Raw genomic sequence first — 23,076 nt, 5'->3', positions numbered from 1 at the left:
CACGGGGTGCCTTTCGGATGACTCTCGGATGGGAGCGGGGGTGGGTTCGGGGGTGGGTTCGCGGAGTCGGCACCGGGCGGAGTTCCGGGCCGGCGGGTCAGAGGGACGCGAGGATGCGGCGGCGTGCTTCGGCCGTGCCGGGGGCCGTCCGGGCGTCGCGTTCCCGCGGGTGCGGTACGTCCAGCACCTGCCCGGAGCCGAGCTGGAGGACCCGGTCGCCGAGGTGCAGGGCCTCGTCCACGTCGTGGGTGACGAAGACGACGGTGGCGCCGGTGCCTCGGAGGATGTCCACCAGCAGGTCCTGCATGCCGGCCCGGGTGTGCGCGTCCAGCGCTCCGAAGGGCTCGTCCATCAGGACCGCGCGGGGGCGGGCGGCCAGGGCCCGGGCCAGCTGGACGCGTTGCCGCTGGCCGCCGGACAGCTGGTGGGGCAGCTTGTGGGCGTGGTCGGCGAGACCGACCCGGTCCAGCCAGTCGGCCGCCACGCGCCGCCGCTCGGCCCGTGGGATCCGGCGGATCGCCAGCGGCAGCTCCACGTTGGAACGGACCGACCGCCAGGGCAGCAGCGCGTCGTGCTGGAACACCAGGGCCCGGTCGGCGGCGGGCCGGTCGATCGGCTCCCCGTCCTGGCTGACGGTTCCCTCCAGTGGGCGGAGCAGCCCGGCGAGGGTACGCAGCAGGGTGGACTTGCCGCAGCCGGAGGGTCCGACCACGGCGAGCAGCTCGCCGGGCGGGATGCTCAGCGAAACGGTGCCGGCTACCGGGGCGCCGTCGGGGTGGCCGAGCCGTACGGCGTCGAGGGTGAGTTCGGCGCCGGCGGGCGCGGGCGCGGTGCTCATGGAACCGGCTCCTTCCGGGGTTCGGCGGTGGGTTCCGCGGCGTCGGGGTGGACGCCGACGCGGGCGGCGTCGGCATGGACGCCCGCATCGTGATCCGCGTCCCCGTCCCCGTCCGCGTGGGCGTCGGCGGAGACCGCCACAGGGGTCGTACGGGCTGCCGCGGCGGCCCGGCGGAACAGCGGGCGCGGGGCGTCCGCTCCTCCGCGCCCGGCGGGGCGGGGCAGCCAAGACGTCGCGCGCCGGCCGAGGAACTCGACGGCCGTCGAGGTGAACCACCCGAGGATGCCGATGGTCGTCATGCCGACGAACACCCCCGGATAGTCGACGACCGTGTAGTCCTGCCAGGTCCGGTAGCCGACCCCGTACTCACCGGAGATCATCTCCGCGGAGATCACGCAGATCCAGGCGACGCCGATGCCCACCGACAGGCCGCCGAAGACCCCGGGGAGGGCGCCCGGCAGCACGACCGAGCGCAGCACCCGCAGCCGGCCGCCGCCCATCGTGAGCACGGCCTCCTCCCAGGCCGGCGCGAGCGCCCGGACCGCGTGCCGGGTCGACACGAGGACGGGGAAGAAGGCGGCGGCGAAGGTGATGAAGACGATGCCCTGCTCGTTGGTGGGCAGCAGCAGGATGGCGACCGGGACCAGGGCGATGGCCGGCACGGGCCGTACCACCTCGACGAGCGGGCCCAGCAGGTCGGCGGCCCACCGCGAGCGGGCGACCGCCGTACCGGCCGCCACACCGAGCACGGCGGCCAGCAGGAAGCCCACCGCGATCCGGCCCAGGCTGTGGCCCAGGTCCTGCCAGTACGTCGGGGTGACGACCCGGTCGGCGAAGGCGGAGGCCACCTCGACGACGGTGGGGAACTGCTCGAACCGCAGCCACAGGTTGACGTCCAGGGAGGTGAGCAGCTGCCAGACCACGAGGGCCGCGGCGAGCGAACCCGCCCGGACCAGCCGGCGGCCCGCGCTCATGACGCCAGCCGCACGGCGTCCGCGTAGCCGATGACGCGGGACCCGGGGTGCGCGGAGACGTACGTCTGAGCGTTCGACGGGGTGACGAAGGCCCGCAGGCGCTCACCGTCCGCGACCCAGACCGCCTTGTCGGCGAACCACAGGGTGCCGGTCAGCGCGTCCGGCACGTAGGCGGCCCGTACGGCGGCGCCCTTGACGGCCTTCAGCAGCTCCTCGGGAGTGGCGAAGGACCGGGTGGTGGACCGGCCCTTGAGCCAGAGTTCCGGCTTGGCCGCGGCGGCCTTCGGGTACGCCGGGGTCGACGCGGCCCGCTTCAGCGGCGCCGGGTCGACGAAGGCGTCCACGTCCACGTCGCCGACCAGCTTGGCCGCCTTCAGCAGCGGCACGTCCTGCTTGAGCGCGGCGATCAGCTCGGGACGGAGCTGCGGGTCGAAGGTGGAGATGCCGTTCGCGCCGTTGTAGAGGTAGACCACCTCGGCGGGCAGCCCGGTGGCCTTCGCCACCGACTCGGCGGCGGCGACGGGCTCGGTGCGCAGGTGGTCGGTCGCCCGGCGCTGCGCCTTGAGGAAGTCGTCGAGGACGCCGGGGCGCTGCTGGGCGAACTTCTCCCGCACCGTGACCCCGTGGAAGGTCGGCAGATCCAGCACCGCGCCGTCGTACAGGGCCGTGGCCCGGCCCTGGAAGGCCAGCAGGCCCGGCCAGGCGACGAACTGGGACAGGGCGTCGGCACTGCCGGCGGTCAGCGCGGAGGCGCCCACGCTCGGCTGCTGGTTGAGCTTGCGGATGTCCTTGTCCGGGTCGAGACCGGCCCGCTCCAGAGCCCGTACGAGCGTGCCGTCGGCGGCCGAGCCGACACTGGTGGACACCTTCTTGCCCCGCAGGTCGGCGAGCGACTTCAGGGGCGAACCGGGGGCGGTCACCACGGTGTTGAGCCCGCCGCGCAGGTTGTAGCCGGTGACCGCGACCAGCCGGGTGGGCCGGCCCAGCTGCTTGCCGCGGGCGGCGTTGATGAGCAGCGGGAAGTCGCCCATCGAACCGATGTCGATCTTCCCGGCCGTCATCTGGGCGGTGATGGGCGCTCCCGTCGCGTAGTCCTGCCAGACGACCTTGTACGAGACGCCGTCCTTCTTGCCGCGCGCCGCGAGCTCCTCCTCGAAGTAGCCGAGGGAGCGCAGCAGTGTGCCGGCGGTGACGGTGTTGATGGTCTTGGACTGGTAGCCGACGGTCACCGTGACCGTCTTGGCGTCGTCGCTGTCGGCGCCTGCCGCGCCGCCGCATGCGGTGGCGAGGGGAAGCAGTGCGGTGGCGAGGAGCGGGAGGAGGAGAGTTCTCTTGCGGGGCATGGGAGGCCGGCCTTTCAGCGGAGCAGATAGGGCATGTTGACGGTGACCGCACCGGTGGGACAGCGGGCGGCGCAGGGGCCGCAGTACCAGCACTCGTCGACGTGCATGTACGCCTTGCCGTTGTCCTCGCGGATGGCGAGCGAGTCGAGCGGGCACATGTCGACGCAGAGCGTGCAGCCGTCGATGCACTTGGACTCGTCGATGGTCACGGGCACGTCGGCGCGCTGCGGAACAAGAGGCATGGCGGTCTCCAAGACCCGAAAGGGCAGGCAGGGAACGGGGAGAGGGAAGGGGAAGGGGAAGGGGACGGGGAAGGGGACGGGGAGGGGGACAGGAGCGGGGAACGGGAAACAGGGCTGCGCAGGAGGGGGAGCGAGCCGGACCGCGGGCGGGCCGGGGAAGGAAGGCGCGGCCGGCCGGGTGGCCGTTCCGCGTCAGAGTGACCGGCGCAGCACGCCGCTCATCGTGATGCGGTCGCCGCGGAACCGGATGAACTCCAAATCCACCGGGCGCCCGTCGGGCAGACACGTCAGCCGCTCCAGCATCAGGATGGCGGCGCCGCGCGGGGCCTGGAGCACCGCGGCGGAGTGCGCGTCGGCGGTGACGGCCTCCAGGGTGATCTCGGCGTGGCCCAGCGGGCCGCCGGTGAGCGTCTCCAGGAGGCGGAACACGTCCGTGTTCTCCAGGTCGCAGGCGAGGAGTTCACCGCCCACGTCCATGGGCAGGTAGGACAGGTCCAGGGACAGCGGCAGTCCGTTCAGGCGGCGCAGCCGCTCGATGCAGAGCACGTCGCTGTGCTCGGGCAGCCCGAGGCGGTGCGCCACCGGGCCGGGGGCCGAGACCGGGCCGACGGTGCGGACCTCGTTGGTCACCCTGCCGTGCTCGTGCAGGGTCTCGGCCAGGCCCTGGAGGCGGTCGAGGCCGTGCGGGTACTTCTCGCACACCACCACGGTGCCGACGCCGGGCTGGCGTTCGACGAGCTGCTCGCCGCGCAGCAGGTCGAGGGCCTGTCGCACGGTGTTGCGGCTGGTCCGGTAGTCCGCGGCGATGACGTCCTCCAGGGGCAGGACCCGCTGGGGGAAGCCGCCCGCCAGGATCTGGTGACGCAGCAGATCGGCGAGCTGTCGGGCCCGGTCCGCGCGCAGCCGTCGACGGCGCGCGGCGGCGACCGGGCGGGCTGCGGGGGTGGGTTCGGCTGGCATGGCACGGAACGTACCCGGGCAGCGCCGCCGATGGTGTTGCCACAGTATTGCGCCACCTGACGCCCCGTGCGCACCGCTCTGACCTGCGGTTTCACCAGCGAGGCGACAAGATCCGCCACAGGGGCGTCCACTACGTGGACGAGCGGGCACTCACGATGCGGCCAGGGGACCAGGTGGCCGAGGCGCCCGCGGCCCATCCCGACCGAAGGGGTCAGGGGGCGACGGGTCGGTACGTTCGGACGACGGGTGCGTTCGGACGACGGGCCGGTGCGTTCAACCGCCGGCGGTCCCCAGCCGGAAGGTGACCTGGACCCGCGTCGGGGTCCGCAGGGCGTAGCGGTCGTCGGGCGAGATCTCGAGGAGGACGTCGCCCGTGCCGGGCCCGGACAAGATCCATGCCGGTCCTCGTACGCCTTCTCCGCACAGCCCCTCGGGGAGTTCGCGTTCGTCGTCGCCCAAGCCGTAGGCGGTCCCGTGACTCCGGTCGAGGATCGGCGGTGCGGTGTCCGGTACGAGACCGGCACGCAGAAGGAAGTCGGGCACCTGTTCGCTGACGAAGGAGACGACCGCCCGCCCTTCGTGGGTGTGGTACCGGACCTGGGAGGCGTCGGGAGGCAGCTCCACGCCACCCGGGGCGATCACGCCCGGCAGCGCGGTGTCGCTGCCCTCGCAGGCACGGGGGTCGCCGACGGGGTACATCAGGTCGTCCCAGAACAGCCATACGGCTCCGGAAGCGGCGAGAAGGCACGCTGCCGCGGTCATCGCCAGGAAGGGCAGCCAGCCGCGGCGGCGTTCCCCTGCCTCCTCTGCCTCCTCGGAGTGACCGCTCAGGTCGTCGCGCGTGGCGGCGGGTTCTCTCACGTGGTCCGAACTCCCCTTCCGTCGGCCACTTCGCGGCCCCTCTGTCGCCTGCATGGATCGATCATCATGCCGTAGATCCCGCGGGCGCGTCGGTCGACGTCCGTTCCCGGTCGCCGCCCAGGGGTTGGAGGGACGGCCGAGACGCCCGTCGGGCGGGGCCGGCGCGGCCGGCGGGTGTCGTCGGGGAGGTCTCACTGTCAGACCCCTGCGCGAGGATCATCGGCATGACGACTGCCGCATCCGCTCTTTCGCTGACCGACCGTGCTGCCTACGACCACGCGGTCGAGCAGGCCCTCGCCGCGAGTGCGGCGTACTACGGGGACGGGAGCACGACGCTCGACGACGCCTCCTTCGACGCCCTCGCCCGCGGCATCGCCGCGTACGAGCGCGCCCACCCCGACCAGGTCCGGGCGGACTCCCCCACCGGGAAGGTCGGCGGGGGCGCGGCCCCGGTGGGCGATGTGGCGCACACCGTGGCCATGCTCTCCCTCGACAACGTCTTCGACGCCGAGGGCCTGGTGAAGTGGGACGCGTCCGTCGCCCGCCGGATCGGCCGGCCGGTCGAGGGCGGTTACGCGGTGGAGCCGAAGCTGGACGGGGCCGCGATGGCGGCCCGCTACCGCGACGGGCGCCTGGTGCAGCTCGTCGGCCGCGGTGACGGCACGCACGGTGAGGACCTCAGCCACGCGATCGGCTCGATCGTGGGGCTTCCGGCCCAGGTGCCCGGCGGCGCCACCGTGGAGATCCGCGGTGAGGTCCTGCTGACCCGGGCCCAGTTCGAGAAGGCGAACGAGATACGCGCCGCGCACAACGCGAAGATCTTCTCCAACCCGCGCAACGGCACGGCCGGCACCCTGCGGGCCAAGGACCGGCCGTACACCGTCGAGACCACCTTCTTCGCCTATGGAGCGGTGGATCTGGACGGCGCCGGCTTCCTCACCGGCACCACCCACGCGGCGGTCATGGAACAGGTCGCCGCCCTGGGCGTGCAGACCACCGCCGCCACCGAGGTCGGACTGCGGGTGTACGCCACACCGGCCGAGGCGCAGGCCCGGGTGGAGGAGATACAGCGGCTGCGGCCCGCGTTGCCGTTCGGGATCGACGGGGTGGTCGTCAAGGCGAACGACCACGCCGAGCAGCAGGCCGCCGGTTCCGGGACGCGTCATCCGCACTGGGCCGTCGCCTACAAGCTGCCGCCGGTGGAGGCGCGGACCAGGCTGCTCGCCGTCGAGTGGAACGTCGGCCGCACCGGACACATCGCCCCGCGCGCCGTGCTGGAGCCGGTGGAGGTCGACGGCAGCACCGTCACGTACGCGACGCTGCACAACCCGGCCTTCATCCGCAACACGGGCCTGAAGGTGGGCGACACCGTCCTGCTCTACAAGGCGGGTGACATCATCCCGCGCGTCGAAGCGCCCGTGGTGGCGCTGCGGACGGGCGAGGAGACCGACATCGTGCTGCCCGAGACGTGCCCGGGCTGCGGCGGGGACATCGACAGGTCGGGCGAGCGGTGGGAGTGCGCGGGCGGGGCGGGCGGCGGATGCGGCAGGCTGCCGTCGCTGAAGTACGCGGTCGGCCGCGACCAGCTCGACATCGACGGTCTGGGCGTGACGTATCTGGAGGCGCTCGTCGAGGCCGGTCTGGTCGATGACGTCGCCGACCTCTTCTTCCTCTCCCGGGATCAGCTCGCCGCGGCGACCGGCAGCGACAAGCGCGCCGACTCGCTCATGGCGCAGCTGGCCAAGGCGAAGGAGCAGCCGCTGAACCGGGTGTTCTGCGCGCTGGGTGTCGTACGGACCGGCCGGACGCTCTCGCGGGAGATCGCCCGCCACTTCGGGACCATGGACGCCATCCGGGCCGCCACGGCGGAGGAGCTGGCGGAGGTCAACAAGCTGCCGGGCGCCAACGCCCCGAAGATCGCCGCTCACATCGCCGTCCTGGGCCCGGTCATCGACAAGCTGGCCGAGGCCGGGGTGAACATGACCGAGCCCGCTGCCGGCGTCACGGACGCGGGAGACAAGCCCCTCGCCGGCGAGGCGGTGGTCGTCACGGGCGGCATGCACGGACCGCTGGCCGGACGTAACCGCAACGAGATGAACGAGCTCATCGAGCGCGCGGGCGGGACGGCGTCCGGCAGCGTGTCGAAGAGGACGACCATCCTGGTCGCGGGCGAGGGCGCCGGATCCAAGCTCGCGAAGGCGGAGCAGCTCGGCACGAGGGTGCTGACCGAGGACGAGTTCGCCGCGCTCGTCGCCGACCACCTCGTCTGACCACCGGCCGCCCGTCCGGCCGTGGCCGCCGGGGCTCCGCCCGATCCGACGGAGGAGTTCAGCGGAGCCAGGCGCGGGTGAGTGTCTGGACGGCGGAGCCGTCGAGGTCGCCGAGCGAGGTGCCGACGAACTCGCGGGCCCAGTCGGAGGTCTGGACGCGGAACGGGGGGTGGTCGGCGGTCAGCGCCTCGATGACGGGGGCCGCGGCCTCGGCCGGCGTCTGGGCGTTGCCGAAGGTCTTCTGGGTGCGGGCGATGTACGCCTCGAGGGCCGGGGCGTAGGGTCCGGCCGCGGCGAGCAGGGCCGGGATGTCGAGGCCGAGGTTGGCGACGAACTCGCTGGCCACGGCGCCCGGCTCGACGACGGTGACGTCGACGCCGACGGTGGCGGCCACGGGGGCGAGCGACTGCATGAAGCCCTCGACGGCGAACTTGGCGGCGCAGTAGGCCTCGTTGAAGGGCTGCCCGACGGCGCCGCCCACACTCGTGACGGTGATGACCCGGCCCTGGGCGGCGCGCAGGTGGGGCAGGGCGGCGCGGGTGGTGGTGACGACACCGAAGAAGTTGACCTCCATGGTGGAGCGGACGTCGTCGAGGCTCATCTGTTCGACGGTGCCGACCTGGGCGGCTCCGGCGTTGTTGACCAGCGCGTCGAGTCGGCCGTGGTCGGCGATGACCTCGTCCAGGCAGGCGGCGACGCTGTCGGGGTCGGCCACGTCCAGACGCTTGACCTGGATGCGGTCGGTGACCGCCTGCTCGGCCGCGGCCTTGAGCAGGGCCTCGGCCTTTCCGGTGTCGCGCATGGTGGCGACGGTGGTCCAGCCGGCCCGGGCGGCGGCCACGGCGGCGGCCAGGCCGATGCCGGAGGAGGTGCCGGTGATCAGGACGGTCTTGTCGCTGGCCATCAAGGGGTCTCCCTGCCTGTCGAACGGAGCCCCGGCCGTCGACCGGGGAGAGGTCCCCACCCCACCGGAGGCTAACCGGTGGTCGGCGCGTTGCGGAGGCGGCGCGGGCCGCGCGCCGCCGGGCCACCCGAACACCCGGTCGACTGACACGCAATCCGTGCCGAAGTCGCACCCGGGAAAGTACGATCAAGAGATGTCCGACATGACCGAGACCACGCCCGGCTGGCTGAGCACCGACGAGTTGCACACCGCCAGGACCCAGGTGCCGATTCTGTACGTCGAGGCCGTGCCCGTGCGGGTGGACGACAGCGGCGAAGTCACCAGCATCGGACTGCTGCTGAGGATCGGTGCCGACGGAACGATCAGTCGCACCCTGGTGTCCGGCCGCGTCCTGCACCACGAGCGGATCCGCGACGCGCTGCTGCGGCACCTGGAGAAGGATCTGGGGCCGGTCGCCCTGCCGCGGATCCCCGCCTCGCTTCAGCCCTTCACGGTCGCCGAGTACTTCCCCACGGCCGGCATCACGCCGTACCACGACCCGCGTCAGCACGCGGTGTCGCTCGCCTACATCGTGCCGGTCACCGGAGACTGCCGTCCGCGGCAGGACGCCCTGGACCTGGTGTGGCTGAGCCCGCAGGAAGCGGCCTCTCCGGCCGTGCAGGGCGAGATGCCCGGCGGTCACGGCGTACTCCTGCGTCAGGCGCTCGCGCACGTGGGCCACATCTACTGAGGGCCGCGGCGGTTCCCCCGGGGTGCGACCGCGCGCCGGCGGGGCCCGTGGTCAACAGCGCGCCTCCGACCGACGGAACGGGCCGCGGTCCTCGCCAGGACGGCTGACCGCGCCCGCGGACTTCGCCTACCTGCTGATGTTCCCCGCCTCCGAACCGGTGTCCGGGTGGCGGGTGGTCCGCGGCGCCGTCGGCGTCGGAAAACGGAACTCGATCTTGCCCTAGTGTCGGGCGGGGCGTCGTGCGAGTCGGCGCCCGTGCCGGGCCTCGGAGCGTCCGGCCGTTTCCGACGGCGGGCTCGCCCGCCCGACAGGAGGCCCGCTTGTTCCGTCACGGCATGCCGTGTCGCGACCGCCAGCCCGCCGCGACGTCGCCCGGCCGTCCTGCCCTTCCGCGAACCGCAGACGGGCCCGCGCGGTGAGCTGGTGGGGGTGGCTGCTCGTCACCTGGCTCGTCCCCCAGCCCGTGTTGGCGCTGCTCTGGCACCTCTTCATGCGCAACCGCAAGCAGCAGGACCCCGAGTAACCGCTCGCCCGCCGGCGACCGGCCGGCGTGGGTACCCGCTCCGCTGCCGCCGCGGCGGGGGGGCCACGGCCGTACGGTCATGGCGACCGTCACCTCGTCCCCGGGACCGAGCTTCGACGGCGCACGCGCCCCTCCCCCTCCTCCGCCGATCCCCTCCCCTCCACTTGCCTAAAGCCATCAGGATCATGCCTAATGGTTTTAGGCACGGGGCGCAGACGCCCGTGCGCAGGGACATCGGGAGAGGGGCAGGCGTGGCCGCACGCGTAGGGCTCACCGCCGACGGTCTCGTGCGGACGGCCGCGGATCTCGCGGACGAGCTCGGGTTCCACCAGGTCACCCTCTCCGTACTGGCCCGGCACGTCGGCGTGAAGCCCGCGAGTCTGTACTCGCACGTGAGGAACTCCGAGGACCTCCGGACCCGGATCGCCCTCCTCGCCCTGGAGGAGATGGCCGACCTGGGAGCTGCCGCGCTCGCGGGGCGGGCCGGCAAGGACGCGCTGAGGGCGTTCGCGGAGGTGTACCGCGACTACGCCGGACGGCATCCCGGCCGCTACGCCGCCGCCCGGCTGCCGCTGAGTCCGGAGACCGCCGCCGCGAGCGCCGGACCACGGCACGCTCAGATGATGCGCGCCATCCTGCGCGGCTACGACCTGGCCGAGCCGGACGCGACGCATGCCGTACGGCTGCTGGGCAGCGTCTTCCACGGCTACGCGGACCTGGAACTCAGCGGGGCCTTCAGCCACAGCGCCCCGGACAGCGGGGAGAGCTGGGCCACCATCATCGACGCCCTGGACGTCACCCTGCGCACCTGGCCGACGGGCCGCACGCCGCTGCGGCAGCCCTGACAGGAAGGACGACGAACGAGATCATGGACACCGACCCCACCTCGATACCCGACCCCGCGCTCACCCCCACCCCCCTCGACCCGGGCCTCGTGTTCGGCGCGCTCGAGCTCGAGCGCACGGCGAACGGCCTGCTGCCGCACCGGCTGCCCGCCCGGGCGCGCGCCCAGAACACCGACCCGCAGCTGGCGATGGCCGAGGCCCAGCCTTCGGGCGTGCGGCTCAGGTTCCGTACCCGGGCGACCGTCGTGGAGCTGGACACACGGCCCACCAAGCGGGTCTATCCGGGTGCTCCCCCGCGCCCCGACGGCGTGTACGAGCTGCACGTCGACGGGCGTCCGGTCGCGAGCGCGGTCGCGCACGGCGGCAACGTGATGACCGTCGACCTGGCCACCGGCGCCTCGCGGACCGAACCCGGACCGGTCGCGACGCTGCGCTTCGCGGATCTGCCGGACGTCGCCAAGGACGTGGAGATCTGGCTGCCGCACAACGAGACCACCGAGCTCGTCGCCCTGCGCGCCGACGCGCCCGTCACGCCGCTCGGCACCGGGGACCGCCGCGTGTGGCTGCACCACGGCAGCTCGATCAGCCACGGCTCCGACGCGGCCGGCCCCAGCACCACCTGGCCCGCGCTCGCCTCCCGCATCGGGGACGTGGACCTGGTGAACCTCGGCTTCGGGGGCAGCGCGCTGCTGGATCCCTTCACGGCCCGCGCCCTGCGCGACACCCCGGCCGACCTGATCAGCCTCAAGATCGGCATCAATCTCGTCAACACCGATCTGCTGCGGCTGCGCGCCCTCGGCCCGGCGGTGCACGGCTTCCTCGACACGATCCGCGAGGGGCACCCGACGACACCGCTGCTCGTGGTGTCGCCGATCCAGTGCCCCATCCACGAGGACACTCCGGGCCCCACCCTCCCGGACATGTCCGCGCTCAGCGCCGGCCGGCTCTCCTTCCGGGCGGGCGGCGACCCCGCGGACACCGCCGCGGGCAGGCTCACGCTCGGCGTCGTACGGGCGGAGCTGGCGCGGGTCGTCGCTCAGCGGTCGGCCGACGACCCCCATCTCTTCCACCTCGACGGCCGAGAGCTCTACGGCCCGGCCGACACGGACGAACTCCCCCTCCCCGACAACCTCCACCCCGACGCCGCCACCCACCGCCGCATCGGCGAGCGCTTCGCGCGGTACGTCTTCGGGGCGGGCGGGCCTTTCGCGGGGTCGGGCGGGGAGACCCCGTAGGGCCGGGGAACGAACGGCATTTCGGCGGTTCGTCGGGGGCGGTCCTGGGCTCGGTCCCCGCGGACCGGGAGCCACCGCCGGCACCGCACCACCACTCGACTCGGGGGAGCACCTCTTGGACGCGAGCATCATGTCAGCGCTGATCGGGGCCGTCGCCGTGGGCGGCACGGCCCTGGGAACGGTCCTCGGCGGGTGGGTGCAGGCCCGGGGCGGCCAGGCCCAGGCCCTGGCCGCCCAGCAGGCGGCCCGGATAGCGGCGGAGGCCTCGCACACGCAGGCCTTGTACGACCGCCGCTGGGCGGTGCTGGCCGCCTACCTGCGCTCCGCGAGCGAATGCGTGGAAGCCTCGGACCGGCTCTACGCGACGGACTCGCTGCCGGAGGCCCGGCGGCAGTGGTACGCGTTCTCGCTCGCGCACGCCGAGGCCGAACTGGCGGCGCCGGCTGCGCTGCTGCCCCGGATCGACGACCTTCGCAAGGCGGTGGGGCGCATGTACTGGAGCGCCCAGCTGGCCGGCCCGGCCCACCGTGCGCACAAGGAACTGCGCAGGCGCGCGGGGGAGGGCGAAGCGGAGGCGGTGCGGGCGCAGGAGGCCGTGGAGCGGCTGTGGGAGACGGACGAGGACGCGCCGCGTCCGGTGCGGGAGGCGTCGCCGGAGTACGCGCGTGCGAGCCAGGCGCTCCACGACCTCCCCGGTTTCGCCGGTGAGCAGGCGTCCCTCCTGCTGGCCGGCACCCGGCGGCAGCGGGACACCGCCCGCCGGGAGAGGGAGGAGCACAAGGAGCACCACCACGCGGCGCGCCGGAAGCTGGTGGCCGAGGCACGGGGCGCGTTCGGCACCGACCGCCTCTGAGCCACGCGGTCTCGGCAGCCGGAGCGGACCCGCTCGATCGAACATACGATGGGCGCGGGAGCCGGCGCCGGCAGGCGTACGGCCGGCCGGCCGGAGCAGGCAGGGCGGAAGAGGCATGGCACAGGGCACGGACGCGGCGCGGATCGTCATCCTGACGGTGGACGACGATCCCGGAGTCTCCCGCGCCATCGCCCGTGACCTGCGGCGGCACTACGGCGGCGGCTACCGGATCGTACGGGCCGAGTCAGGCGAATCCGCGCTGGAGGCGCTGCGTGAGCTGAAGCTGCGCGGCGACCTGGTGGCGGTGATCCTCGCCGATTACCGCATGCCGCAGATGAACGGCATCGAGTTCCTCGAACAGGCGCTCGCCGTCTACCCGGGGGCGCGGCGGGTGCTGCTCACCGCGTACGCCGACACGAACGCGGCCATCGACGCGATCAACGTCGTCGACCTCGATCACTATCTGCTGAAGCCGTGGGACCCGCCGGAGGAGAAGCTGTACCCGGTCGTGGACGACCTGCTCACCGCCTGGCGCTCCAGCGATTACCGGCCGGTACCCGCCACCAAGGTGGTGGGGCACCGCTGGTCGGCCCCGTCCTCGCGGGTGCGCGAGTTCCTGGCCCGTAACCAGGTGCCGTACCGCTGGTACTCGTCCGACGAGCCGGAAGGGCAGCGGCTGCTCGCGGCGGCGGGGGCCGACGGCCACCGGCTGCCCCTGGTGGTCACGCCGGACGGCACCGCGCTGATCGCGCCGGAGGCGCCGGAGCTGGCCGCCCGCGTGGGGCTGGCGACCACGCCGGCCGCCGAGTTCTACGACCTGGTCGTCATCGGCGGCGGACCGGCCGGGCTCGGCTCGGCGGTGTACGGGGCCTCCGAGGGGCTGCGTACCGTCCTGGTCGAGCGCTCGGCGACGGGCGGACAGGCCGGCCAGAGTTCCCGCATCGAGAACTACCTCGGATTCCCGGACGGTGTGTCCGGGGCGCAGCTCACCGACCGTGCCCGCCGCCAGGCGAGCCGCTTCGGCGCCGAGATCCTCACCGCGCGCGAGGTCACGGGCCTCGAGGTGAACGGCGCGGCGCGCGTGGTGCGCTTCTCCGACGGCTCGGCGGTCGCCGCGCACAGCGTCATCCTGGCGACAGGGGTGTCGTACCGGCAGCTCGGGGCCCCGGGCTGCGACGACCTGACCGGCCGTGGGGTGTACTACGGCTCCTCCCTCACCGAGGCGTCGTCCTGCGAGGGCCAGGACGTGTACATCGTCGGCGGCGCGAACTCCGCGGGACAGGCGGCGGTGTTCCTGGCGCGGGGCGCGAAGTCGGTGACCCTGCTGGTGCGCGGCGAGTCGCTGACGGCGTCGATGTCGTACTACCTGGTGCAGCAGATCGAGGAGTCCCCGAACATCACCGTGCGCCCCCGGACCGTCGTGGAGGAGGCCCACGGCGCGGAGCACCTGGAGCGGCTGACCCTGCGCGACGTCGGGACGGGTGCCACCGAGGTCGTCGACGCGCAGTGGCTGTTCGTGTTCATCGGCGCGGCCCCGCTGACCGACTGGCTGGAGGGAACGGTGCTGCGGAACGAGGACGGCTTCATCCTGGCGGGTCCGGACCTCACGCCGGACGGTGGGCCGCCGCCCGAGTGGGAACTGGACCGGCCGCCCTACCACTTGGAGACCAGCGTGCCCGGTGTCTTCGTGGCGGGCGACGCGCGCGCCGAGTCGGCGAAGCGCGTGGCGTCCGCCGTCGGAGAGGGTGCCATGGCCGTGATGCTCGTCCACCGCTACCTGGAGCAGTCATGAGCACCTCGGCCATGCCCTGCGACCCGCACGAGATCGGCTCGCTCTTCCTCTTCGAGAAGCTCACCCCCGAGCAGCTCGGGCGGCTGTGCGCGGAAGGGCGGATGGAGCGCTTCGAACCCGGTCCGGTGTACACCGAGGGGGAACCGGCCACCTGCTTCTACGTGATGGTCGAGGGAACGGTGGTCCTGTACCGGCGGGTCGGCGGTGACGACGTGGAGGTCAGCCGTACGTCGCAGCGCGGCGTGTACGCGGGGGCGATGCAGGCGTATCTGGGCGACCGGGTCCCGCAGACCTACGTCAACACCCTGCGGGTGACCGAGCCGACCCGGTTCTTCGTGCTGCCCGCGCAGTCGTTCGCGGACATCATGCGGGAGTGGTTCCCGATGGCGGCGCACCTGCTCGAAGGGCTGTTCTTCGGATCCAGGAACACCCAGCGGGCCATCGGCCAGCGGGAACGCCTGCTGGCGCTCGGATCGCTGTCCGCCGGGCTCACGCACGAGCTGAACAACCCGGCGGCGGCCGCCGTCCGGGCCACCGCGGCGCTGCGTGAGCGGGTCGGCAAGATGCGGCACAAGCTGGCGATCATCGCCCGGGGCCCGTACTCCCGCGAGGCGCTCGCCGAGCTCATCGACATCCAGGAGCGCACGGCCGAACGCGTCGCCAAGGCACCGGTGCTGACCCCGCTGGAGGCCTCCGACCGGGAGGACGAGCTGGTGGACTGGCTGGAGGACCACGGCATCCCCGAGGGCTGGCGGGTCGCGCCCACCTTCGTCCAGGCCGGCCTCGACACCGACTGGCTGGAACAGGTCGCGGCGACCGTGCCCGAGGACATCCTGACGGGGGCGATCGGCTGGCTCAACTACACGGTCGAGACCGAGCTGCTGATGGACGAGATCGACGACTCCACCACCCGCATCTCGCACCTGGTGGACGCCGCCAAGCAGTACGCGCAGCTCGATCGCGCCCCGCACCGCGACGTCGACGTGCACGAACTCCTCGACAGCACGCTGCTGATGCTCTCCGGCAAGATCGGCCCGCGGGTGCGGGTGGTCAAGGACTACGACCGCTCGCTCCCCCGGATTCCCGCGTATCCGGCGGAGCTCAACCAGGTGTGGACGAACCTGATCGACAACGCGGTGGCCGCCATCGGCAGCACCGGCGGCGAGGGGGTCCTGACCGTCCGCACGGCCCGCGAGGGCGATCGGCTGCTCGTGGAGTTCCGCGACACCGGACCCGGGGTCCCCGAGGACATCCGCGACCGCATCTTCGACCCCTTCTTCACCACGAAGCCGGTCGGCGAGGGCACCGGCCTCGGTCTGGACATCTCCTGGCGGATCGTCGTCCACAAGCACCACGGCAGCCTCCACGTCGAGTCCGTGCCGGGCGACACCCGCTTCCAGGTGCTGCTGCCACTGACCAGCCCGGTGACCGACGCCGGCGCAGACACGGACACGGGAACGGAACCCAGGAGCGCCGAGGAGCCCGCATGACCGAGATCGACGGCATCGACCCGAGCGTCCCGCCCAGCGGGACCGTCTGCGCCGAATGCGAGGCGGTGGGCGGCTGGTGGTTCCACCTGCGACGCTGCGCCCAGTGCGGCCACGTCGGCTGCTGCGACTCCTCGCCGGCCCAGCACGCCACCGCGCACTGGCGGTCCACCGGGCACCCCCTGGTGCAGAGCTTCGAGCCGGGCGAGGAGTGGTTCTGGAACTACGCCACCGACGCGCTCTACGAGTCGGGCCCCGAACTGACCCCGCCGACCGGCCACCCGTCCGACCAGACGGCTCCCGGCCCGGCCGACCGCGTCCCGCGGAACTGGCCGGAGCTGCTTCACCGCTGAGAAGAGCTCGACTCCCCTGCGTCGCACAGGGGTTGACGACCTGCGCCTGCCGTCGTGTTCGCCGCGTCTCCCCGCGCCGTGCCCCCGCGCGCCCGTTGTCTCCGCCGGGCGGATGGCCGAGTCTTGTCGGGTGAGTGTGTCGTCCGGGACGATTGAGGGGGCGTCATATGGTGAGGCGTCGGCGCGGGCGGGCCGAGCGGCGTGATGTCTGGCTGATCGCGTTCCTGCGCGTGCTCATTCTCGCGGTCGCGGTGCCGGGGGTCCTCATGTGCGCGGATCGTGTCGAGGCGCAGGCCGAGGCCGTCAAGGTGTACCGGGGGGCTTCTCTGTGCCCTGACGGAACACGGTGGGAGACGGCCGGCGACTGCGTGGCGACGACGACGGGCGAGATCCTCGGCAAGGCGCAGACCGAGTCCTGCACCACGGACAGCAACGGGCTCAGCTCCTGCAGCACCAGCTACTCCGTGGAGGTCCGCTTCGGGGAGCGCACCCAGTCGCTGACCGTCGACCGGAAGACCTACCGGGCGGTGAACCGCGGCGACGAGGCACGACTGCGCCTCTGGCACGGAGAAGTGGTGCGCCTGATGGCCCGGGGCCGTACCGAGGGCTATCTGACGAGCGACGAATGGGCGTCCGCGGGTTGGCTGTTCCTCGGCTGGCTGCTGCTGGCGGGGGCCTGGCTGGCGGTGTTCGGGCTGTGGCTCTTCCCGCTGGTCGGCGGCTGGCTGGTGCTCGCCGTGCCGTACCTGATGGTCGCGTACAACATGCTGGGGCTCAATCCGATGGGCGTGCTGGGCTGGAGCATCGTGGCCGTCCTCACGGTGGTGGGGGTCTGGCTGATGCGACGGGCGTTCTCCGAGGCGGTCGTCTGGCCGTGACCGGCGCGGGGCGCGCCACGGCCACGACCGGGGTCATCGGTTCAGGTGCCGGTAGTGGGCGAGGCGTGAGCCGGCCGCCTGCTCGGTCATGCCGAGGAGTTCGGCGATGCGCGCCATCGGGAGCACGTCCGCGGCACGGGTGAGGAACAGGGCGGCGACGGGTCCGGTGGAGGCCACCACGGACTCCAGCGCGTCGGCGGCCTTCAGCGCGGTCAGCGGGGCGTCGTCGAGCAGCGCGTCCAGGCGGTCGCGGAGCTGGTCCAGCAGGACGGCGAGGTCGTCGGGCAGCGCGACCGCGCGGGCGGCGACCTGCTCCATGTGGGCCTCCCAGTCCCGCTTCGGCCCGGACGTGTCGTGGACGTCACGGTCGTCGGGCCAGGTGTGCTCCCGGTCGAGGGGGTACGTGCGCTCGCCCCGCCAGCCGCACGTGCACGAGCCGCGCATCGAGGGGGCCGTCGGCCTGCCGAGCGTTCCGCCGTGGCGGCTCCCCTCGGACGACTCCTGGAGGTGTCCGCCGCTTCCGGCGTCGAGGACGCCCGGCCGCGGCTCGCTGCCGTTCGCCGGCAGCGCGGCCGCCGTCCCTTCGTGCGACTCGAATCCCTTGCGTACCCAGGGCAGCATCACGGGTCCTCCCTCTCGGCCGTGGCAGGCCGGTCCGTTCCGCGCGGCCGCCGGGTCCAGGATGCCGGGCAGGGCCGGTGCCCCGCGGGCGAACCTGGCATATGTCAGGGGCAAGTGGTTGCGTGCCGGTACGGCGCGCGCCCCTCCAGGTGGGGCGGCTCTCCCGCGGTGTCGGTGTTCCGCCGTACCTGCGTCATACTGGGTCGGCTCAACACAGGGGAGACAGACAGCACATGGAGCAGTGGGCGGGCGCAGCGGCGCTACCCGAACGGATCGGCGCGTACACGGTCGAGCGGGTGTTGGGCGCCGGCGGGATGGGCACCGTCTATCTCGCGCGGTCCCGGGGCGGGCGGGCCGTGGCCGTGAAGGTGGCGCGTCCCGAGCTCGCCTCCGACGCGCATTTCCGGGAGCGGTTCCGTGCCGAGGTCGCCGCCGCGCGCAGCGTGGGCGGCTTCCATACGGCTCCCGTGGTGGACGCGGATCCGGAGGCGGCGCTGCCCTGGCTGGCCACGGCGTACGTCGCCGGGCCGACCCTCGCGGCGCTGCTGGAGGCCGAGGGGCCGATGGACGAGGCGGGGCTGCGGCAGTTGGGCGCGGCGCTCGCCGAGGCGCTGGCGGCGATCCACGGCTGCGGTCTGGTGCACCGTGATCTGAAGCCGGGGAACATCATCATGGCCCCGGACGGGCCGCGGGTCCTCGACTTCGGTATCGCGCGGGCTCTGGAGTCGAGCCGTCTCACGGCGACCGGGACGGCGTTCGGGACACCGGGCTTCCTCGCGCCGGAGCAGGCGCTGGGCCAGGAGGTCAGCGGCGCCGCGGACGTGTTCGCGCTGGGTGCGGTGCTGGTCGCGGCGGCGGGCGGCAGTGCCTTCGGCGCCGGTACCCCGATGGGCCTGATGTACCGGTCGGTGCACGAGCCGCCGGACGTGACCACGGTGCCGGGCGGGCTGCGGACGGTCGTGGAGTCGTGTCTGGCCAAGGAGCCCGAGCGTCGGCCGACGCCGGCGGGGCTGCTCGACCTGTTCGCGCCGCAGACCGCCGCGTACACGCCGACGGTGGTGATGCCTCCGCCGCCCGCCTACGCGCCGTCCCCGACGCCCGCGCCTCAGCAGGCCGTGCCGCCGCAGACCACCTCGCCGCAGGCCGTCCAGCCGCAGACCACCTCGCCGCACGGCATCCCGTCACAGGCCGTCCCGCCGCAGACCGCCTCCCCTCAGGGCATCCCGCCGCAAGCCGTCCCGCCGCAGGCCTTTCCCCCGCAGGCGTTCCCGCCGCACGGGGTCCCGCCGTACGCCGCCCCGGCGTACCTGGCTCCGGGGTCCCCGGGCCCGATGGCCGCCCCCTCCCCCGTCGCGCCGTCGGGCGCCGACCCGTCCTTCATGGCGGTCGACGCGAAGGCTTCCCTGGTCATCGACTCCGCGGGCGTCTCACTCGGCTCCGACGCCGGTGACGTGCACCTGAACTGGCACGAGGTCAGGAACGTCGAGTACGCGGCCTGGGGCGGGAAACACCTCGTGGTCACCGTGCATCTGCACAACGGACTCGTCCACCGGTCCCTGATCGCCGCCCGCAGACGGGTCCATCTGCAGCAGTGGCTGGAGGACCTGCCGCTGATCCTCGCGTGCTTCCTCTGAGCGGAGCAGGCTCCGGCCCTACGGGCGGGAGCCCGGCGTGTGGCCGAACGTGCGGCGGAAGCGGGAGCGCGTGGGCGGAGGTTTCGCCGCGGGGACCGTCGCCCTGTCCGTCCTGTTCCTGGGCGGGGCCGTCGGTTCGGTGCTCGGCGGCTACCTGGCCGACCGCTACGACCGGGTGCGCGTCTCCCGCTGGTCCTGCCTGGTCGCGGTCGTCGCCGTGGCCGGGGTGGTCGCCGTGCCGGGGCCGGCCCTGTACGCCTTCGTGGCGCTCACGTCCGCCGGTCTGTACGTCCCCTTCTCCCTCCAGGTCACCCTCGGCCAGGACTATCTGCCCTCCCGGGTCGGCACCGCGGGCGGTGTCACGCTCGGGCTGACGGTGAGCGCCGGCGGCCTGGTGAGTCCGCTGCTGGGGAGGTTGGCCGACGCCACGTCCCTGCGGACGGCCCTGGTCCCGCTGATCGCCATGCCCGCGCTGAGCTGGCTGCTCTTCCGCACCCTCAGGGAGCCCGCCGTCCCCGAGCCCGGCCCGCCCGGCCGGCCCGGTGCGGACGGTCCGGCCGGACCGTCCCCACCGCCCCGCCAAGACGACGCCGGAGCCGGTGTCAGTCCACCGGCCAGGTGTGCGCCGGAGCGTTGAGGTGCATGTAGTCGATGTACTGGCGGGTCATGCGGCGCAGCGCCTCGGGGCGGTCGAGGTGGGCGATGTCGTGCAGGTGGTGGAACATCTCCGACTGCCAGACGGCGCCGTTGCGGGCGGAGACGCAGCGTTGTTCGACGATGCCCAGGAGGGGTTCGCGCCAGTCGGTGTTGAGGCCGAGCCGTTCGAGGCCGCGGTGGGCGAGGGGCAGCAGCCGGCGCAGCACGAGTTCGGTGACCGGGACCTGCCCCATGCCGGGCCAGTAGAGCTCGGCCTCGATGCCGCGGCGGGCGGCCATGTGGAGGTTGTCCTCGGCGGCCGCGAAGGACATCCGGGTCCAGACGGGGCGGTCCTCGTCGACGAGGGCGCGGACGAGGCCGTAGTAGAAGGCGCCGTTGGACAGGACGTCGGCGACCGTGGGACCGGCCGGCAGGACCCGGTTCTCGACGCGGAGGTGCGGGACCCCGTCGACGACGGCGTAGACCGGGCGGTTCCAGCGGTAGACGGTTCCGTTGTGGAGGGTGAGCTCGGCGAGGTGCGGGATCCGGCCCTGCTCCAGGGTCTCCTCCGGGTCCTCGTCGTCGCAGAGCGGGAGCAGGGCGGAGAAGTAGCGGGCGTTCTCCTCGAAGAGGTCGAAGACGCTGGTGATCCAGCGTTCGCCGAACCAGACGCGGGGCCGTACGCCCTGGATCTTGATCTCGTCCGGCCGGGTGTCGGTGGCCTGCTCGAAGAGGGGGATGCGGGTCTCGCTCCACAGTTCCTTGCCGAACAGGAAGGGCGAGTTGGCGGCCAGGGCGACCTGCACGCCGGCGATGGCCTGGGCGGCGTTCCAGTGGTCGGCGAACTCGTCGGGGGCGACCTGGAGATGGAACTGGGTGCTGGTGCAGGCGGCCTCGGGGGTGATGGTGTCGGCGTAGGTGCGCAGGCGCTCGATGCCGTCGATCTCGATGAGCAGGTCCTCGCCGCGGGCGGCGAAGATCTGCTCGTTGAGGAGGTGGTAGCGGGGGTTCTCGGACAGGGCGGAGTGGTCGACGTCGGCGCGTTCGAGGGTGGGCAGGGTGCCGATCATGACGAGGTGGGCGCCGACCGACGCGGCCTTCGCCTCGGCGTGGTCGAGGGCGTCCCGGATCTCGCGCTCCCAGGAGTCGGGGCCGCCCGCGGTGAGCCGCCGGGGCATGATGTTGATCTCCAGGTTGAACCGGCCCAGCTCGCTCGCCCACGCGGGGTCGGCGATGGCGTCGAGGACCTCCGGGCCGCGCATGGCGGGCCGGGCGGCCTCGTCGACGAGGTTCAGCTCGATCTCCAGCCCGACCTGTGGTCGCTCGATCTCGAAGCGTGACTCGCGCAGCATCCGGGCCAGCACGTCGAGGCAGCTGTGCAGCCGCTCGCGGAAGCGGCGGCGGTCGTCACGGGTGAACTCCTGCGCCGGGACGTCTCGGCCCATCGGATCCTCCCGCGTCTCGTCGGCACGGATCCTGCATACCCTCAGCGTGCCACCGAGCGGCCACCGGCGACCACCGCGAGCCGGTCCGGGCCCGTGGGGGCGGGTCGGTCCACCACCCGATCAGGGCCGGTCACCGGCCTTCCTCCCCTACCGGGCGGCGCAGCAGGTACACGGCGGCCGGGACGACCAGGAGCAGCATCGTGGCGATGAAAGCGAGGCCGGCTCCTTCGAGACCGAGGGGGTCGGCGAGCAGGCCGACGCCGATGACGGGCACGGAGATGCCGGTGTAGGCGACGACGAAGAGGGTGGAGATGACCGCCGCGCGGTGGTCGGCCGGGGCGGCCTGCGCGACGGCGGAGAGGGCGGCGCGGAAGGCGAGGCCCTGGCCGGTCCCGCCGACGAGGGCGGCGAGGACGACGAGGGCCAGCAGGTCCGCGTACAGCGCACCGGCGAGGAGGAGCAGTCCGGCGAAGAGGACGGCGCAGCCCAGCGGCAGTGAGCGGGCGACTCCGACCCGGGTGACGGCGAGTTGCCCGACGGTGGAGGCGAAGAAGGCGAGGGCCACGACGAGGCCGGAGACGGCGTGGTTGTCGACGTGGAGGTAGCGGGCGAGGAAGGCGGGGCTGACGGAGGTGAACACGCCGAAGAGGGCGAATCCCACGAAGGACGCGATCGCGGCCGGTACGAACACCGCCCTGACCTGTGGGGGAAGGGCGGGCCGCTGGGGGCGTACGGCGGTGAGGGGGCGCGGGTCCCGTACCGTCTCGGGAAGTCGCAGCAGGACCAGTGCCGACACGGCCACCAGGACGAGGTGGACGGCGAAGGGCAGGAGCAGCGGTTCGGGCGCGTACTCCGCGAGCAGTCCGGCGAGGAGCGGGCCGCAGCCAAGGCCGCCCATGTTGGCGGCGGTCGCCACGAGGGTGGCCCTGGAGGCACCGCCGGGCGGGGCCAGTTCCATGACGTACGCGGTCGCGGCGCCGGTGAACAGCCCGGCCGACAGGCCGGAGAGGAGCCGGCCCGCGTAGAGCCAGCCGAGGGCGGAGGCGCTCAGGAAGCAGACGGCGCTCCCCGCGGCGAAGCCGAGGCCCCAGAGCAGGGCGGGGCGTCTGCCGATGGTGTCCGAGGCGTTGCCGGCGAGCAGCAGGACGCCGATGACCCCGAAGGCGTACACCGCGTACACGACGGTGACCGTGAGCTCGGAGAAGCCGAACTTCTCCTGGTAGAGGGGGTAGAGCGGGGTCGGGAGGGTGGTGCCGGCCATGCAGACGACGAAGACGGCTCCGGCGAGCAGGCAGCGGAGCCAGCGGCGCGCGCCGTGGCGCGCGGAGCGGTCCGTCTCCTCTGTGTCGGCGTCGGCCTGAGTCTCTGTCCGTGCGTGTCCCTGTCCTTGGGCCTGCCCCTGTCCCTGTCCCTGTCCCTGTCCCTGTCCCTGTCCCTGTCCCTGTCCCTGTCCCTGGGCCTGGGCCTCTGCCGCTCGCGCTGCCGCCGCCTCGCCGTCATCGGTCATGGCGTCGACCGTAACCCCGCCGTCCGCCCCGGCCGCGTCGCGGCTCACCGGAGGGCGGACGACGCCGTCATCCGGCGTCGACCGCCTGACGCCCGCTCAGCCGCTACGGGCTGCGCTCGCCGCCCTGGGCCCGCCGTGATCGGGA

The 23,076-nt window shown here is 73.2% G+C and carries 20 protein-coding genes and 1 pseudogene; 11 read left to right on the top strand and 10 right to left on the bottom strand.

The window, feature by feature from the left end; translation table 11 throughout:
• Positions 1–97 precede the first annotated feature (97 nt).
• The 6 genes from ACIGXE_RS08030 to ACIGXE_RS08005 form a co-directional block, all read right to left on the bottom strand.
• Positions 98–838 (bottom strand): ABC transporter ATP-binding protein, encoded by a 741-nt coding sequence (locus tag ACIGXE_RS08030; RefSeq protein WP_399744666.1) that lies wholly within the window; start codon positions 836–838, stop codon positions 98–100.
• Positions 835–1,812, bottom strand: coding sequence for an ABC transporter permease (locus ACIGXE_RS08025; protein ID WP_399744665.1), 978 nt, complete (start codon positions 1,810–1,812; stop codon positions 835–837). The genes ACIGXE_RS08030 and ACIGXE_RS08025 overlap by 4 nt, the downstream gene beginning before the upstream one ends.
• Complete coding sequence (locus ACIGXE_RS08020; RefSeq protein WP_399744663.1) at positions 1,809–3,155, bottom strand: ABC transporter substrate-binding protein; 1,347 nt, start codon at positions 3,153–3,155, stop codon at positions 1,809–1,811. Before ACIGXE_RS08020 ends, ACIGXE_RS08025 begins: the two co-directional genes overlap by 4 nt.
• A 14-nt stretch (positions 3,156–3,169) precedes the next feature.
• Positions 3,170–3,397 carry a ferredoxin family protein gene (locus tag ACIGXE_RS08015; RefSeq protein WP_125741086.1) on the bottom strand — a complete coding sequence of 76 codons (228 nt, stop codon included), beginning with the start codon at positions 3,395–3,397 and terminating at the stop codon, positions 3,170–3,172.
• 192 nt (positions 3,398–3,589) lie between these two features.
• Positions 3,590–4,357: a GntR family transcriptional regulator gene (locus tag ACIGXE_RS08010; RefSeq protein ID WP_399744660.1), complete on the bottom strand. Its 768-nt coding sequence runs from the start codon at positions 4,355–4,357 to the stop codon at positions 3,590–3,592.
• A 273-nt stretch (positions 4,358–4,630) separates the two neighbouring features.
• Complete coding sequence (locus ACIGXE_RS08005) at positions 4,631–5,218, bottom strand: hypothetical protein (protein ID WP_399744659.1); 588 nt, start codon at positions 5,216–5,218, stop codon at positions 4,631–4,633.
• A gap of 224 nt (positions 5,219–5,442) precedes the next feature.
• Here ACIGXE_RS08005 and ligA point away from each other — a divergent pair, with 224 nt between their 5' ends.
• Positions 5,443–7,488, top strand: a complete 2,046-nt coding sequence (ligA, locus tag ACIGXE_RS08000; RefSeq protein WP_399744657.1) for an NAD-dependent DNA ligase LigA — start codon at positions 5,443–5,445, stop codon at positions 7,486–7,488.
• A 58-nt stretch (positions 7,489–7,546) separates the two neighbouring features.
• On the opposite strand, the gene ACIGXE_RS07995 is transcribed toward ligA, so the two are convergent.
• Complete coding sequence (locus ACIGXE_RS07995; protein ID WP_399744655.1) at positions 7,547–8,392, bottom strand: SDR family oxidoreductase; 846 nt, start codon at positions 8,390–8,392, stop codon at positions 7,547–7,549.
• A 202-nt stretch (positions 8,393–8,594) separates the two neighbouring features.
• Between ACIGXE_RS07995 and ACIGXE_RS07990 the strand changes: the two genes are divergently transcribed.
• The 8 genes from ACIGXE_RS07990 to ACIGXE_RS07955 all read left to right on the top strand — a co-directional run bounded on the left by ACIGXE_RS07990 (position 8,595) and on the right by ACIGXE_RS07955 (position 17,088).
• Positions 8,595–9,122, top strand: a complete 528-nt coding sequence (locus ACIGXE_RS07990) for an NUDIX hydrolase family protein (protein ID WP_399745164.1) — start codon at positions 8,595–8,597, stop codon at positions 9,120–9,122.
• Positions 9,123–9,896: 774 nt separating this feature from the next.
• Complete coding sequence (locus ACIGXE_RS07985; protein ID WP_399744653.1) at positions 9,897–10,490, top strand: TetR/AcrR family transcriptional regulator; 594 nt, start codon at positions 9,897–9,899, stop codon at positions 10,488–10,490.
• A gap of 23 nt (positions 10,491–10,513) precedes the next feature.
• Entirely contained in the window at positions 10,514–11,725 is a 1,212-nt protein-coding gene (locus tag ACIGXE_RS07980) for an SGNH/GDSL hydrolase family protein (RefSeq protein ID WP_399744651.1), read from the top strand.
• A gap of 115 nt (positions 11,726–11,840) precedes the next feature.
• Positions 11,841–12,578 carry a hypothetical protein gene (locus tag ACIGXE_RS07975; RefSeq protein ID WP_399744649.1) on the top strand — a complete coding sequence of 246 codons (738 nt, stop codon included), beginning with the start codon at positions 11,841–11,843 and terminating at the stop codon, positions 12,576–12,578.
• A 115-nt stretch (positions 12,579–12,693) separates the two neighbouring features.
• Positions 12,694–14,370, top strand: a complete 1,677-nt coding sequence (locus ACIGXE_RS07970) for an FAD-dependent oxidoreductase (protein WP_399744647.1) — start codon at positions 12,694–12,696, stop codon at positions 14,368–14,370.
• Positions 14,367–15,860: an ATP-binding protein gene (locus ACIGXE_RS07965; RefSeq protein WP_399744645.1), complete on the top strand. Its 1,494-nt coding sequence runs from the start codon at positions 14,367–14,369 to the stop codon at positions 15,858–15,860. Before ACIGXE_RS07970 ends, ACIGXE_RS07965 begins: the two co-directional genes overlap by 4 nt.
• The gene (locus ACIGXE_RS07960; RefSeq protein WP_399744643.1) at positions 15,857–16,210 is read left to right on the top strand and encodes a UBP-type zinc finger domain-containing protein; all 354 of its coding nucleotides are present in this window, start codon (positions 15,857–15,859) and stop codon (positions 16,208–16,210) included. Before ACIGXE_RS07965 ends, ACIGXE_RS07960 begins: the two co-directional genes overlap by 4 nt.
• 167 nt (positions 16,211–16,377) lie before the next feature.
• A complete protein-coding gene (locus ACIGXE_RS07955) occupies positions 16,378–17,088 on the top strand; it encodes a hypothetical protein (protein ID WP_399744641.1) in 711 nt (236 codons plus the stop codon).
• Positions 17,089–17,121: 33 nt separating this feature from the next.
• On the opposite strand, the gene ACIGXE_RS07950 is transcribed toward ACIGXE_RS07955, so the two are convergent.
• On the bottom strand, positions 17,122–17,709 hold the full coding sequence (locus tag ACIGXE_RS07950) for a hypothetical protein (RefSeq protein ID WP_399744639.1): 588 nt from the start codon (positions 17,707–17,709) through the stop codon (positions 17,122–17,124).
• Positions 17,710–17,942: 233 nt separating this feature from the next.
• Between ACIGXE_RS07950 and ACIGXE_RS07945 the strand changes: the two genes are divergently transcribed.
• Together ACIGXE_RS07945 and ACIGXE_RS07940 are read left to right on the top strand one after the other, a co-directional pair.
• Positions 17,943–19,343 carry a protein kinase gene (locus ACIGXE_RS07945; RefSeq protein WP_399744637.1) on the top strand — a complete coding sequence of 467 codons (1,401 nt, stop codon included), beginning with the start codon at positions 17,943–17,945 and terminating at the stop codon, positions 19,341–19,343.
• 61 nt (positions 19,344–19,404) lie between these two features.
• Positions 19,405–19,980, top strand: a pseudogene (locus ACIGXE_RS07940) (MFS transporter); the annotation flags it as partial.
• Here the strand turns inward: ACIGXE_RS07940 and ACIGXE_RS07935 are convergent.
• Both ACIGXE_RS07935 and ACIGXE_RS07930 read right to left on the bottom strand, forming a co-directional pair.
• The gene (locus tag ACIGXE_RS07935) at positions 19,946–21,424 is read right to left on the bottom strand and encodes a glutamate-cysteine ligase family protein (RefSeq protein ID WP_399744635.1); all 1,479 of its coding nucleotides are present in this window, start codon (positions 21,422–21,424) and stop codon (positions 19,946–19,948) included. The pseudogene ACIGXE_RS07940 and the gene ACIGXE_RS07935 sit on opposite strands and share 35 nt — an antisense overlap.
• A 130-nt stretch (positions 21,425–21,554) precedes the next feature.
• The gene (locus ACIGXE_RS07930) at positions 21,555–22,931 is read right to left on the bottom strand and encodes an MFS transporter (protein ID WP_399744633.1); all 1,377 of its coding nucleotides are present in this window, start codon (positions 22,929–22,931) and stop codon (positions 21,555–21,557) included.
• Between the last annotated feature and the right edge of the window lie 145 nt (positions 22,932–23,076).

It is taken from the genome of Streptomyces sp. NPDC053431 (assembly GCF_044544925.1).
Taxonomy (GTDB): domain Bacteria; phylum Actinomycetota; class Actinomycetes; order Streptomycetales; family Streptomycetaceae; genus Streptomyces.
The sequence above is the reverse complement of the archived record's forward strand: the minus strand, read 5'-3'. Positions and strand labels throughout refer to the sequence as shown.